General features: G+C 38.1%; 14 protein-coding genes. 6 read left to right on the top strand and 8 right to left on the bottom strand.

What is annotated here, in order from left to right; translation table 11 throughout:
- Positions 1-15 precede the first annotated feature (15 nt).
- From BLS24_RS12760 to BLS24_RS12730, 7 genes are all read right to left on the bottom strand, one after another.
- Positions 16-1,839: an ABC-F family ATP-binding cassette domain-containing protein gene (locus BLS24_RS12760; RefSeq protein WP_091759833.1), complete on the bottom strand. Its 1,824-nt coding sequence runs from the start codon at positions 1,837-1,839 to the stop codon at positions 16-18.
- Positions 1,840-1,881: 42 nt separating this feature from the next.
- On the bottom strand, positions 1,882-2,937 hold the full coding sequence (locus BLS24_RS12755; RefSeq protein WP_091759830.1) for an alpha/beta hydrolase: 1,056 nt from the start codon (positions 2,935-2,937) through the stop codon (positions 1,882-1,884).
- A 148-nt stretch (positions 2,938-3,085) separates the two neighbouring features.
- Positions 3,086-4,087, bottom strand: coding sequence for a GNAT family N-acetyltransferase (locus tag BLS24_RS12750; RefSeq protein WP_091759827.1), 1,002 nt, complete (start codon positions 4,085-4,087; stop codon positions 3,086-3,088).
- Between the two features lie 81 nt (positions 4,088-4,168).
- Complete coding sequence (locus tag BLS24_RS12745) at positions 4,169-5,701, bottom strand: glycoside hydrolase family 25 protein (RefSeq protein ID WP_091759823.1); 1,533 nt, start codon at positions 5,699-5,701, stop codon at positions 4,169-4,171.
- 106 nt (positions 5,702-5,807) lie between these two features.
- Positions 5,808-6,596, bottom strand: a complete 789-nt coding sequence (locus BLS24_RS12740) for an MBL fold metallo-hydrolase (protein WP_091759820.1) — start codon at positions 6,594-6,596, stop codon at positions 5,808-5,810.
- Between the two features lie 64 nt (positions 6,597-6,660).
- A complete protein-coding gene (locus BLS24_RS12735) occupies positions 6,661-7,377 on the bottom strand; it encodes a sulfite exporter TauE/SafE family protein (protein WP_091759817.1) in 717 nt (238 codons plus the stop codon).
- Positions 7,378-7,396: 19 nt separating this feature from the next.
- Positions 7,397-8,062: a histidine phosphatase family protein gene (locus tag BLS24_RS12730; RefSeq protein WP_091759815.1), complete on the bottom strand. Its 666-nt coding sequence runs from the start codon at positions 8,060-8,062 to the stop codon at positions 7,397-7,399.
- A gap of 255 nt (positions 8,063-8,317) precedes the next feature.
- On the opposite strand from BLS24_RS12730, the gene BLS24_RS12725 reads away from it, so the two are divergent.
- From BLS24_RS12725 to BLS24_RS12705, 5 genes are all read left to right on the top strand, one after another.
- Positions 8,318-8,941 (top strand): polysaccharide deacetylase family protein, encoded by a 624-nt coding sequence (locus tag BLS24_RS12725; RefSeq protein WP_091759813.1) that lies wholly within the window; start codon positions 8,318-8,320, stop codon positions 8,939-8,941.
- Positions 8,942-9,166: 225 nt separating this feature from the next.
- The gene (locus BLS24_RS12720) at positions 9,167-9,643 is read left to right on the top strand and encodes a DUF2975 domain-containing protein (RefSeq protein WP_091759809.1); all 477 of its coding nucleotides are present in this window, start codon (positions 9,167-9,169) and stop codon (positions 9,641-9,643) included.
- 16 nt (positions 9,644-9,659) lie between these two features.
- Positions 9,660-9,872 carry a helix-turn-helix domain-containing protein gene (locus BLS24_RS12715; RefSeq protein ID WP_071174842.1) on the top strand — a complete coding sequence of 71 codons (213 nt, stop codon included), beginning with the start codon at positions 9,660-9,662 and terminating at the stop codon, positions 9,870-9,872.
- Positions 9,873-9,874: 2 nt separating this feature from the next.
- A complete protein-coding gene (locus tag BLS24_RS12710) occupies positions 9,875-11,440 on the top strand; it encodes a DUF4153 domain-containing protein (protein ID WP_091759805.1) in 1,566 nt (521 codons plus the stop codon).
- Positions 11,441-11,549: 109 nt separating this feature from the next.
- Positions 11,550-12,191, top strand: a complete 642-nt coding sequence (locus BLS24_RS12705) for a DUF4867 family protein (protein ID WP_072705451.1) — start codon at positions 11,550-11,552, stop codon at positions 12,189-12,191.
- Positions 12,192-12,282: 91 nt separating this feature from the next.
- Here the strand turns inward: BLS24_RS12705 and BLS24_RS12700 are convergent, their stop codons facing one another.
- The gene (locus BLS24_RS12700) at positions 12,283-13,050 is read right to left on the bottom strand and encodes a hypothetical protein (RefSeq protein ID WP_091759801.1); all 768 of its coding nucleotides are present in this window, start codon (positions 13,048-13,050) and stop codon (positions 12,283-12,285) included.
- A gap of 167 nt (positions 13,051-13,217) precedes the next feature.
- On the opposite strand from BLS24_RS12700, the gene BLS24_RS12695 reads away from it, so the two are divergent.
- Positions 13,218-14,396, top strand: a complete 1,179-nt coding sequence (locus BLS24_RS12695; protein ID WP_091759799.1) for a cation:proton antiporter — start codon at positions 13,218-13,220, stop codon at positions 14,394-14,396.
- Positions 14,397-14,418 lie beyond the last annotated feature (22 nt).

The raw sequence follows: 14,418 nt of genomic DNA, 5'->3' as shown, positions 1-14,418 counted from the left end.
CCGCAGTAAAATAAACTATTTTCCATTCGTGAAGCTGTCCACCATTTCCTGAAGCTCAACATATCTGTCCATTTTTTGTTCGATTTCAGCGTCGACTTCTTCTTTTTCTTTGGTTAATGCAATAAGCTTTGGATAATTTGTGGCAGCTTCAGTTATGGCGGTAACCAGCTCGGCACTTCGTTCTTCTAATTTTTCGATTTCAGATTCTATATTGTCGTATTCTTTCTGCTCATTGTAGGAAAGCTTGGTCTTTTCGCGTGGAGCACGATATTTTCCTTTGGTAGAGGTTTCTTCAGGTTGTGACTGTGAAGTGCTAGTCTTGGCGTTTGATGCCTTAATATCAGGTGTTTCAACATCTTTTTTATGCAAAACATAGTCTGAGTATCCGCCTTCGCTCTGAAATAGCGAGCCATCTGGTTCAAAGGCAAATATCCTAGTTACTACTCTATCAAGGAAATATCTGTCGTGGCTTACAGTTATGATTATTCCTGCAAAACCGTCGAGATAATCCTCTAATATACGCAATGTCTGAATATCAAGGTCATTAGTAGGCTCATCCAAGATGATGACGTTTGGCTGTTCCATTAGAACGCGCAAAAGATATAGACGTCTTTTTTCACCACCAGAAAGCTTAGAAATAGGAGCATATTGCATATCTGGGCTGAAAAGAAATCTCTCACACATCACTGATGCAGAAACAAGACCTTCTGCAGTTCTTATGAATTCTGCGGTGTCTTTGATGTAGTCAATTACTCTTTTTGTCTCATCAAGAGCTTCATTTTCTTGGCCAAAGTAACCAATCTTGATAGTTTGACCGATTTCAACAGAGCCTGAATCTGGAGTAACGGAGCCAATGATGCACTTTAATAGAGTGGATTTACCACAGCCATTAGGCCCAATGATTCCTATTCTGTCAAGCTTGTTGAAGGTATATGAAAAGCTTTTAAAAAGAACTCTTTCTCCATATGTTTTGGAAATTTCATCAAGGATGATTGTCTTATTACCCATTCTTGAAGGGAGAGAGCTAAGTTCTACCTGCCTTTCCTCTTCTGGACACTGCCTGTCACGAAGGGACTCGAATCTCTGAATATGGGCCTTTTGCTTGGTAGAACGGGCTCTTGCACCTCTAAGCATCCAAGCAAGATCTTTTCTATAAAGGGATTGGGCCTTCCTCTCAGCAGCTTGCTCGTAGTCAAGGCGCTGCTGTTTTAATTCCAAAAAGCCCGAGTAGTTAGCTTCATAGCGATATGCACTGCCTTTGTCAATTTCAAGAATCTGATCAGTTACTTCATCGAGGAAATACCTGTCATGGGTAATCATGAGAAGTGCACCTCTAAAGTGCTGAAGGAATTCTTCTAGGTATTCGATCATTTCAGAATCGAGGTGGTTTGTAGGCTCATCTAAGATCAAAAGATCGCAGGGAGTCATTATGGCGGCTACTAATGCTGCTCTTTTCTTCTGTCCACCGGATAATATTGATGGATTACACTCTGGGTCACTAATGCCAAATTTGGCTAGATTTGCCTTAATCTCACCCATTTTGTCCCAATGATCATTACCGGCGTAGATTTTTTCTGTAATATTTTCCAAAAGTGTCTTATTCATATCAAATTCAGAATTCTGAGGTAGATATGAAATCCTAAGACCATTACTGATAACGACCTGACCTTCATCTGGCTCCACCACTCCGGCAATTATTGAAAGCAGTGTGGATTTACCAGTACCATTGGTACCTACTACGCCAATCTTGTCGGTGTCGTTTATGCCTACGGAAATTCCGCTAAGAACAGGCTTTGCCAGGTATGTTTTAGATACATTTTCTACATTTAAGACATTCATCAAAAAACTTATACTCCAATTTTATACAGCTAATTATTTGCACTACTTATTAAACACTAGCTGAGCAAAATTGTAAAATCCTAGATACCAAATTCTAAAATCATGATTTCCAGCGACTTCTTGCCACATGAAATTCTCCCCATCTACAAATTGATCGCAAAGTGAAGGAAGGTTTTTGGCGGCAGCTGAGGCACTTGGATAAGCGACTTTATCCTGAAGTCCGCAGATATTATAAAAATAATATATAGGATATTCATTATCTTTTAGGATAGATGCTGTTTTTGAAGCAGTATTACTTGTAGGTGCGGCTGAAAAAGCTCCAAAATAGCCGAAAATGTCCATGCATTCTCCCATTCCAATATTGATGGTCTGCATTCCGCCCATTGAAAGACCTGCGATTGCACGGTGTTCCCTTGCTTCTGAGAGGTCATATCCCTCAGAATAGTCAGCATAGGTGCTGTAATGAGAGTCAATATATGGAATCAGATCATTTCTGAGTTCTTGACCAAAGAGGTAAAAAGAATTTACGCCAGAGCCTTCTTTCCCTCCAACCTTTCCTGCACGACCGTTGGCGGCAACTACGATAAATGGTTCAATATCGCCATAGTAGGCTAGGTTGTCCATGATTGCCTTAACTCTAGATGTTGATTTATTAAGTCCCCATTCATTTTCGTCACCACCTATTCCATGGAGTATGATCATTACGTTGTATTTTTTGTCTGTGCTATAGCCAACTGGCAAGTAAACATTGGCTTCTTTGGTATATTCGCTGCCGTCACCTGCGTAATCATGCGCTGTGTAAGTAATATGCTCTATTGTGCCACCTTCATCACCAGTTCTCATGGCTGTGTACTTTGGAAGTACAATCTCACCTACTTCTGCATGCTGCTCTTCTGTTGAGGCACTTTGTGAGGCATCTTCTGAGGCTTCCTCTGTGTAGGATTGTTCCAAGGCAATGGCCTCTTCTATCCCAGGTCCATATTCAGTTGCCGTAGATGAGGCTATAGAACTTCCTTCATCGGCAGAAATAAAGCCTTTTCCACAACCAGTCAATATTATTCCCAGTGTTATCAACCCAATCAGTAATTTCCTTTTCATAACGCGATGCCTTCTTTCACATTGTCTTTTGAGTAAGTATAAGCTAGGCTTTTTGTTTATGCTTATCACTTTATAGCACTTAAGCTTCAGATATTGCGAATAAAAAACACCGGACTAAGTAAAATAGTCCAGTGTTGCGCTCAATTGATCATTTAAGTCTTATTTTATATCTTTCAAGATTAACTCCATCACATTCCAAGAAGACGGTTTCTATATATTCGCCCCCATTAGCATGGATGGTTTTTCTGCTGGCTTCGTTTTCTGGAAGGCAGCTGACATTTATTTCGTCAAATCCAAAGCTTGAAAGGAAGTCACAGGCTTTTGCGAGCATTTTCTTGGCATAGCCTTTTCTTCGTTCTGAAGGTCTTACGGAATATCCTACATGTCCAGTGAACTTCTCCATTCTTTCGGTGAGAACGTTATGAACTTGCATGCATCCTACAATCTTGTTATCAGATTTGCGTAGGGCAAGGATTACATTTCCCCATGCGCCATTGCCGTCAGCTTCTCTTCTTGGGTTGGCCCAATGTATGCAATCCTCGATATAATCCTTGATGTCGTCATGTCTTTTCATAGAAAAACAACCATCAAAACTAGAGCCAGCATCCAGCATTTCTTGCTTGTAAGCTGCTATTTCGTCGGCGAGTTCCAGGGTAGGCTCTATATAAATCAGGTCATCATCAAGCTCTTTTCCTGGAATATATTCAACACAGAATTTTTCACAGATTACCCTTGTTTCTGGATTAATCGTAAGTTTTGTGTCTTCATACTCACTAAGCTCTTCTTCGAAAAATCTTTGATGGACATTTCTCCAATAGTTTAATGAGCGGTCTCCCTCGCCTTCTGAGTATGCGTGAAAGGGAGAAACGTCTCCAAAACGCCTGACACATACGTCATAATCTCTTATTACGCATAGAGCCTCATCATTTGCATTTAATATGACACTATAGTCACCTGTTTTTGGAATCTCATCGAGAGCATCTTCTATTTCATATGCCTCGTACAAACTTGCTGTTCCAAACTTTTTTCCTTCAAGAACAAGTTTCGCCAGTCCATCAGGATCATCTCCAAAAGCCCATGCTTCATAGTGTGTATTTATATCGATATTTTTATTGGAGCAATATTCTTTCCATAATTCTTCTGCTGTCATATTTTGTTCCTCCATAGATGTCGATCAATAAATTTTTATACTGCATTTTCATACCTCCTTTCATAAGATTTACTAGTTATACTATTCAACAACTTTTAGATAACTACTAACACAATACAGGGTTTTTCCATTATATACAACTCTAGACCAGCCATATTCATTATTAATTCCAGTTCTTACTGCCGTATCACCTGCACTAAGTGTAGCCACAACGGCTGAATCCGCATCAGTTACACTTGGCTTATTTCTAAGATTTACTACATCTTTTGCAGTAACGGTTTCGTTACAATCAGTAAACTTTGTTTTGAAACCTGAATTATCAGAAGTCTGTTGTGCAGGCTGAGATGATTCTTGTTTTGGCGCACTTAGATCTGTGGTCAAAAAGCTTGATACAGCGTAATAAGTATTGCCTTCATATACAACTCTTGACCAACCGCTGGAGCTAATTCCTGTTCTCTGGGCAGTTTGCCCGTTTTGTAACGTTACTTTTACTGTACTATCGCTTCCCTGGCTTGGCTTGTCTCGCAAATTTGTGGTGTTTTTTGCAGTAACTGTCTCATCTACAGGATCAAATTTCATTAGTGCTTCAACGTCGGCAGAAGCGGTTTCTCTTTCAGATGTGTCTTTTGCTGATTCTGTGCCATTGTAACCAAAATAGGCCACATCTACATCGACAGGTTTGCTGATTCCTGCCACACTGCCATTGTTAGTATATTGCCACATTGCACACTGTCCACCATAGGCAGGGCCTTTTGCTATGTTTGAAGTGTCCTGATTGTACCAAGCCATCCAAATCTTATATTTCTTTTCTATCTGAGATGTATTCCACTTGGCGCTTTCTGACAATTCATTTCTTGAAGCGTAGAAGATTGGTGTATATCCAGCATTATAGATCTGCTCTAAGAAAGCTATTGCTATGTTGCTACGTTCATCCTGAGTGAGACTATACTGTCTGCTGGATGTATTTTCAAAGCCTTCACAGTTATAACCTACTGGATAGGTAATGGGGTACTGCGCAATATAACTTGCAACCCAGTTCGCCTCTTCTTTTGCTTCATCGGTAGTAACTGCTGTTGAAAAGAAGTATGCCCCAATCTTTATTCCGTTTTTTTCAGCTTCTTGCATGTTGTATTTTGCATTTGTGTCTGCTTTGATCTCACCAGTTGATGAATCTCTATAACCAACTCTTATCATCGCAAATTCAACACCGCTGGAAGCTACCTGAGCCCAGTCGATAGTTCCTTGAAAGCGTGATACGTCAATTCCATATGTAACTGAAGAATTTTCGCCTACACTACTAGCATTAACAAGGTCTGAAAGGTTTATTTTTTCACCAGTTTCTTCAGTATTTGCAGCTTGAGGATCGCTTGAACTTGCTTCTGTAACAGATATATTACTAATTGAGCTTGCCTCTGTGCTAGCCTCCGAGCTTGTCTCTGCTATTGTAGTAGAAGTTGTAGATGCTTCACTTATATCGGAAATATCCTCGACACTTATCACTTCTGCGCTTATATCATTATCATCAGTTAATTTATTATTTAAAAGAAGTATAGAAGCTATACCTATTATCAAGCAAGCTATTAAGATTCCCCCACTTATGATAACTTTTTTCATTCTAATCACCTTCATTGTAATGCTACTTAGTTTACTAATAATTGTCTATGATTATAGCACAATAAAATAAATAGACCGACTTTTATTCAAAAGCCGGCCTAAATTTTTAAATATTATTTTCTTGATACACGATCACATGGTCATCTTGTTGATAATGCTTGCCTTCTAATACCGTAAATGCATGTTGCTTGCACACTCCTCCGAACCATTCATATGGTTTATCATTTTGAGTTTTACCATCGATGATCTCTTGTATTCCATCTCTTACACATCTCATAAGTGAGATGTCATCATAATCTCTTGCATGTCCGTGTAAGATCAGATCAGCTTCTTTTTCTAGGAAAAGTACGTTATCAATGGATTTTACACAGTCTGTAAGAGATACCCCGCCAGGTGTTTGCATCCATAAATGATGATTGATAGAATCTCCGGTAAAAAGGATCCTATCTTCTTTTAGCAAAAGAAGTATTCCACCATATGTATGGCCTGGAAGATCATAGATTTCAAGAGTTTTTCCTCCAAGATCAACAATGTCTCCGCCTTTTATTTCTTTAAATGGAGGCATTGATATGCCCATTGCCTTGCAAGGTTCAGCAAAGGCAGGGTCATTTATAAATATTTCTGTCATTGGTATGTCTTTTGGATTGATATATGCTTCGTCAAAGAAGATGTTTCCGTAGATATGATCGGGATGACCATGAGTATTAATGACCATTACAGGCTTATCAGTGATTTCACTGATGACTTTCTTGTAATCATGATACCCCATCATCGTGTCAATGAGGCACGCTTTCTTTTCCCCAATTACTACAAATGCGCTTGCCTCGTGGTTCTCATCCAGAAGATAAAGGTATGGCTTCAATTCTTTAACATATAGTTCCTTGTCTTCAAACATAGATATGACCCCCATTTCTTTTAGCGTGAAAAAACTTGGGATAACGCTTGTTTTTAAATAATTGTTATAAATTGTTGATGATCAAGGCTATCCCTGAAATGATCAGCATGACAATTACTATTTTTTTGATTACTTTATCATCTAAAATACTACTCAATTTTATTCCTGAAAACAATCCTAATGCCATAAATGGAACAAGGATAATGACTTTTTTTATCACTTCCAAGGTTATTATGCCGGTCAACGCATATAAAACAATCCTAAAAGTATTTTCCACGATGAAAACTGCGCATATGTTGGCTTTGAATTCTTTTGTATCATCTGACACGCGGCTGATATAAGCTCCAAGTAATGCACCTATTCCATAAAGCCCGCACAAAAGGCCAGATAATAATCCAATAGCAGTCAGAAGTGCTTTTGACCCTTTTGTTTTCTTATTGGAGTATTCTCTTATAAGCATTTCTAGGCCAATCAGCACGACAACAACTCCGAAAATGATCTTAACGATGACCGCATCTAAATTTTTTAGTAAAAAAACTCCAGGAATACTACCAGCAATCACCAATAATGCCGTAGGGATGAATACGGCTTTTTTGATTGATCTACGTTCCCGTATAGTCATTATGATATTTGTAGGGTAACCGAGCAGCAATTCAACTGGTGAAACATTGATATTATTATTTCCAAAAGCCAAAATACTGTTGAAAACTAAGGTATTGGCAAAGCCGCAAAGTCCTTTAATAAAAAATGCAGCTATTGTAGCAATTATCCATGTAAGCATTTATTTATCCTATCGTTGATCATTTCTGAATGTGTCTTGAATCACTTGCGATCTCAAGACATGGCATCGATCCGATACCGAGTTTTTTATCCATACGCACTATTGTAATGCCTGTGAAATCTGTGTGTAAAAGAGAGCACATATAAGGAAATGAAAGGTTCAAAATATGCGCAAGTGCAGCACTTGACGATCCTCCGTGACTAAATAGTGCCACTGTTTTGTGTTCATCCTCAGCAATTTTATGATCGTAATAAAGGCCGCGTCTATCATATCCTAGTTCTGAAAGCCATTCATCAATGCCTTTTTCTACTTGATGAACTGAATTTACAACCCTGTTTTGAGCAAAAAACTCATTCTTTTCCCAATTATCATCATTTAGATCCATTCCACGTTTTGCCATTTCATCGGCTATATCCCAAGGATGTCCATCTGAAAAGATTGGAACGTCATTTATTCCGCCCCAATCGAGCTCTTTCATAAAATCAAGTGTCTTAATTGGTAGTCCTAAGACTTTAGCGGTAGCTTCTGCGGTTTCCATTGCTCTTCCGTAAGGAGATGACCATATTTCTTCTATTCCTTCTTCCTTTAGCCTATCAGCAGCAAGCTTAGCCTGAACAATACCTGTTTCGGTCAAGCAGTTCTTTTCATAGTTGGGTTCCCCGTGTCTTACAAATACTATTCTCATATGTCTATCCTCCTGATGTTACACAAAAGCCGCAGCCTGATTACTTATAATATTGACTATTCTTCTAGCATTATATAAGTTGCATACCACGTATTCAAGATTTTAAGCGGAGAAACAGCTTTTCATATTCTGTATAGCAAGAAAGGCTCCCTGGACATTGCCATTTTTTGATAAATGAAGATGCTTTTTTAAGTAGATTTTGTCTTAATACAGTTATATAGTTTATATAACTCGACGTAAGGAGGCTTTTTGACCATGAGCGATAAAAAATACATTGCACTTACTTTTGATGATGGTCCATCTGACACAACAACAAGAAAAGTTCTTGATAAACTCAAGAAATATGACGTTATAGGAAGCTTTTTTCTTATTGGCGATTATATTCCTGGAAGAGAAGATATCGTAAAAGAGGAACTTGATTACGGATGTGATATACAAAACCACTCTCTTACTCACTCTGACATGAGAATCTTTGACGCTGATACAATAAAAGCTGAAATAGATGAAACAACCAGAAGAATAGTTGCCATTTCAGGTAAGGAACCAACCTTTTTTAGACCACCTTACATCTATGTAAATGATCTAATGATGGAATCAATTCCACTTATCTTTATAAGTGGCTATGGCTGCGATGATTGGGTTCCTGAAGTTGGAGCTGCAGAGCGCGCCAAAAAAGCTATTGAAGGCGCAAAAGATGGTGCTGTAGTACTGCTTCACGATCTAGAAGGTAATGACGCTACTGTTGAAGCCTTGGATACTATTATCCCGGAGCTTAAAAGGCAGGGATACGAATTTGTGACGATCACTGAACTGTTTAAGCGTGCGGGAATAAATTATAGTAACGCCAAAAAAGAGGTTTATTCATATACCGACCAATAAAACTTATCTTTCTAGAATTGATAGATTAAACATCGCTATCTTCTCGATGACAACATAACAAATAAATGTCTTTTCAATTATGCTTAATGAAACACCAAAAGGTGTTTCATTTTTTTATGGTTCTTTTTGTAATTCAAAAAATATTTATTGAATTACAATAAATTTATATTGCAAATCAAAAAAATCCATGTTATAAAGACAATATACAAGTACTTGGAGGTTAACATGGATAGCAAACTAAATAATTTCGTTAAAGCCATCTTAGATTTTTGTTTTTATATTGGCCTTGTGGCAGTTATCGCCATTCCTATTCTGTTAAAGCACGCCGTACAGCTTGCGTTACAAGTGTTGGGGGAAACAACGGAATATGCCGCAATCAACGACCACTATTGGTATGCAGTTGTTTCAATAATGCTTGTTGGAATCGCAACACTTATGATCTTGTATGAGCTCCGCAAGATGATGAAGACTGTTATAGATGATGACTGCTTCGTTGATGCTAATGTAAAAAGCTTATATCGTATGGGTACCTACGCATTTGTAGTAACTGTAGTAAAGCTACTTAGATGCTTTGTTTATTTCACACCTTCAGCCTTTGTAATTGCAGGAGTATTTCTTTTCGCAGGGCTATTTAGCAAGGTTCTGGCAAGAGTATTTGATAAGGCTGTGAGATACAAACAGGAAAATGATTTGACCATTTAATGGAGTAGGTAGAAATATGATAGTGATAAATTTAGATGTCATGATGGCAAAACGGAAAATAGGACTGACGGAGCTAGCCGGTAAAGTAGGAATTACCTTGGCTAATCTATCTATTTTAAAAAACAACAAAGCAAAAGCGGTTCGTTTAGAGACCCTTGATGCAATATGTAAAGCTTTGGATTGTCAACCGGGAGATATCCTAGAATATGTTGATGATCAGGAGGAATAAGTATGGAAACCAACAATAATCAAATGCCACAGTACAATAATGGTTCTAGTGCACAGGCACCTCAATTCAACAACGTTACACCTATGCCACCTACATCTGTACCTACAGGAAATGCTGAGCATTTTAAAAAGTACGGATTATTATCTCTTGTATTTGGCTTAGTATACGGATTTTGCTTGTACAATAATCACGCGAGCATTACATATCCTATATTTATGGCTGGAGCTCTTATCATTCTCAAGCTGTTTAGAGCTAAAGATGGATTTTCATTATTAGCAGATTGCCATGGTAAAAAAGGTTTAGGAGTATTTTATGTTGTTTCTTTGATGCTTCTTTCTACACACAGATGCATGACAACCAGCTCTGCTCTCGAATTTTTAGAAAGACTTGCTATTATTCTTTTGTTCTTTAGCTTTATCGTTTATCTATATGTTGATACGACAGGCTTTGACATTGGTGCGTGGTTCTTAAGTTTGTTATGTACTGTTATCAAGCCCCTTGAGCATCTTGTTCGCCCTATTTCAGATCATAGGGCTTACAAAAATTCTAATGGAAAGATCGTCAATGCAGAAAAGAAAAAAACAATTACAGCAGTGCTCCTTGGTATTGCTATCGCCATTCCACTTTTGATAATTATTATTCCACTACTGTGCTCTGCTGACCTTGTTTTTGAAAACTTCCTTTCAAGCATTAAGTTTGACTTTGATATATCTGAAGACGTATATCACGAAATCATGATGTTTCTGACAGCCCTTTTGGGATTTTGGAGCGCATATACCATTATTACTTCCATGGTTTTAAAAGAGCTTAGAATCAAAGTTAAAGGTGAAGGTACAACAAATCCAGTAATAGCTATCACATTTACTAGCATTATAGGACTTGTTTATATTTTATTTTGCGCCATTCAGCTTCTCTATCTCTTTAGCGGAAGCATAGCTCTTCCCGAGGGATATACATACGCAGAATATGCCCACGAAGGCTTTTACCAGCTTCTTGCAGTATGTATCTTAAACATTATAATGGTCTCAATCTGCCAGGCATTCTTCAGCAAATCCAAGGTGTTGAAGATTCTTTTGACCTTAATTGCAACCTGCACATATATAATGATCGCTTCATCTGCCATGAGAATGATCCTTTACGTTGAAGTATATCATTTAACATTCCTTAGACTCTTTGTTTTATGGTTCCTCGTAGTTTTATGCTTTTGGCTCGCGTTTCTTATTGCAAGCATGTACGTCAAGAACTTTCCTGTATTCAGAGCTTGCATGGTAGCGATCACCCTCGCATTTTTAGCCTTCATTTATAGCAATCCAGATTATCAGATTGCCCGCTATGATCTTGCTGCTGCAGAAGAACAGATTGATGATTACGACTCCGTCAAAAGTTACATTTGCTACAATCTATCTTATGATGCTGTTCCTGCAATTGCAGATAATGAAGAACTAATGACTGCCTTTAAAACTGCTCATTATTCTAGGGACTCAGAGATTTACATAGATAGCAAAAAATGCTTTGGATTTAGAAGATTTAATATATCCTACTATATAGCCGAGCAATATTTGAAATAACTCTCAGCAATATTTGAACTGTTTTCGCTACATAATGATAAGAAATGATCATCTATAAGATGTATCATTAAGATCAGAGAATGTATTTTGACTATTATAGGAGGGCAAAATGAAAATATTAAAAGTAACAGATCCAGAGTTTACAAACTATGGAAGAATCATTGAAGGCTACGAAGAAGAAAAAAAGCAGATTGAAGAAGCATTAAGAGATAAAACTCCAATCCCGGAGGGAACAGACTATGTAGCTGAGGAAAAGGTTCTTCAGGAGCTTCCAGCAGCTGACAGAATCGCTAACTCTCTTTTTGGCGGCTCACCAATGCAGTTTGGATGGTGCAATGGTCACAACACGAAACTTAACTGCCTTGAATATCATCGTTCAAGTGAGATCAACCTTGGTGCTACAGACTTCATCCTTCTTCTTGCAAAAAGAGAAGAGATTGTAGACCACAAGATTGATTCCAGTAAGGTTAAGGCTTTCCTTTGCCCTAAAGGAACAATGATCGAAGTTTACGCTACAGCGCTTCATTATGCTCCATGTCAGGCTAGCAAAGATTCAGGCTTCCAGGTTCTTGTTGGTTTGCCAAAAGGCACAAACGTAGGAATGCCTAGCTTCACACCCGCAAATCAGGAAGACAAGCTTATGACAGCTACAAATAAGTGGCTCCTTGCTCATGCTGAATCATCAGAAGCCAAGAACGGCGCATGGATTGGAATCACAGGCGAGAACATCGACATAGCAGCTGATATCTAATTTCTTTTATCAAAAACAACCAATTATAATCCTAATAAATACGCCCCGAGGAGCACTGCTCTTCGAGGCGTATCCTATTTATATGACTTTTTTATTCTTCCCAAGCTGATTTATATTCCGATTCTTCTAGAGAAACATAACTATCCATGTAATCATCATACTGCTTCATTGTTATGAGATTAGCGTCATCATAGGCATTCTCTATATCGCCTTCGTAATAATAGAAGGTACTGTTTTCGTCATAGTCATCCTGTCCTTCATAGATTGCAATAATGTAGATGGTTTCAATTACTTCGCCTTTTTCATCAAACCTTACAAGCTCCATGAACTTTCTTCCTGAATGCATGAAGTCTGTATGTGCTACGTAATAATGCCCATTTCCCTTTTTGATACTAACATTATCTGCTGTTCCGCAGCCTCCATCAATATGCTTGACCTCGCCATCAATAATGTCATATATTTCCCAACCATAGTAGAAGCCATCTACAAGAAGTTCATCTTCTCCATCCTCGTCAAGATCAATGTAATATGCCCTAGGAATCCCATCAAAATCTATTCCTTCAGCAAATATCTCAGTAAATTTACTTCCATTAACTGTAAGTTCATCATTGAGGAATTGTTGAAATAATTCATTGCCTTCTTTGGAAGCTTTCTTCCCTTCATTTGTCAATTCTTCTGTAGAAGATCCTGTAGCAAATTCAGTAGATCCGTCTGTAAAATCATCATCAAAAGATATTTGCGTATTAGCTTCTATCGATTCAAATTCTATGTCTGCTTCCTTTTCTTTATTATCTGATGCGCATCCCATTGAGCTCATGATCATTAGACCAGTAAGTGCTAATACAACAATTTTTTTCATAATATGAACTCCCTTCCTGTTAAATAAAATGCCTTTGGGCATACCCTACAGTTATAACACATTTCTTATGAAAATAAAGTTGCATTTTGCCGCTTGTTATTGATAATAGTCGGAAGTATAATTTAGTGCGTTGCATTAAATTACTTAGATTCGGAAGGGTTTATAAAATGGATACATTAGAAATATTAAGAAATCTGGCTATCATTGTTATAAGCGCTAAGCTATTTGGTCTTATTGCCCGTAAACTCAAGGCTCCACAAGTAGCTGGAGAAATTATCGCAGGTCTACTTATTGGACCCTCTCTTTTTAATATAGTTGTTGACAATGATTTTTGGTCAGGAATGGCTGAAATTGGTGTAATACTCCTAATGTTCAGCGCTGGTCTTGAAACCAATATCGACAACCTCAAGAAATCTGGCTTAAAGGCTACAGCACTTGCTATTGCTGGAGTTTCTTTTCCTCTGATTCTCGGAACAATTATGTATATGTGCTTTTATGGATTTTCTGCTCCTGGAACTTCTACATTTGTGGAAGCTGTATTTATTGGAACTATTCTTACTGCTACTTCTGTTAGCATCACTGTTTCGGCCCTTAAGGAGCTCGGCAAGATATCAACTGATGTAGGTACGACAATAATGAGTGCAGCTATTATCGATGATGTAATCGGTATCGTTGTGCTTACCGCTGTTCTTGGTCTTAAGGACCCAAATGCTGATCTTGGTGCTGTGTGCATCAAAACTGTAGCGTTCTTTGCACTTTCACTTGTTGCCGGTGTTATTATCTTTAAGATCATGCAACGTTTTGTTCGCAGATGGCCTCATACTCGTAGAATTCCAATTATAGGAATGGCACTGGCTTTTGTTCTTGCATATGTTGCTGACAAATATTTTGGAGTTGCCGATATCACCGGTGCTTATGTTGCTGGTATTATACTAAGTTCTCTTGACGATTCTGCTTATATCGACAGAAAAATGGATATTAGTTCATATATGATATTTGGCCCTATTTTCTTTGCAAGTGTCGGACTACAGACCAACCTTAGAACCGTAGATCTTTCAATTTTAGCTTTTTCCGTGGCTTTTGTTTTGGTCGGTCTTTTGGGAAAAGTAATTGGGTGCGGATTAGTTGCCAAACTCTTAAAGTACAATAACTCTGACGCACTTAAGATTGGCGTTGGAATGATGACAAGAGGTGAAGTTGCACTAATCGTTGCTCAAAGGGGGCTTAAGGCCGAGATCATCGATAGTAAATATTTTACTTCGGTAATTCTTTTGATCGTAGTTAGCTCTATTTTGACGCCAATTGTTCTTAAAGCAATTTACTCTGCTGACGAAAAAAGACAATAATCTTGAAAAAAAACAGGTCAGA

Source organism: Butyrivibrio sp. INlla18 (genome assembly GCF_900103635.1).
In the GTDB taxonomy this organism is placed as follows: domain Bacteria; phylum Bacillota; class Clostridia; order Lachnospirales; family Lachnospiraceae; genus Butyrivibrio.
This window is presented reverse-complemented; position numbering and strand designations above follow the sequence as displayed.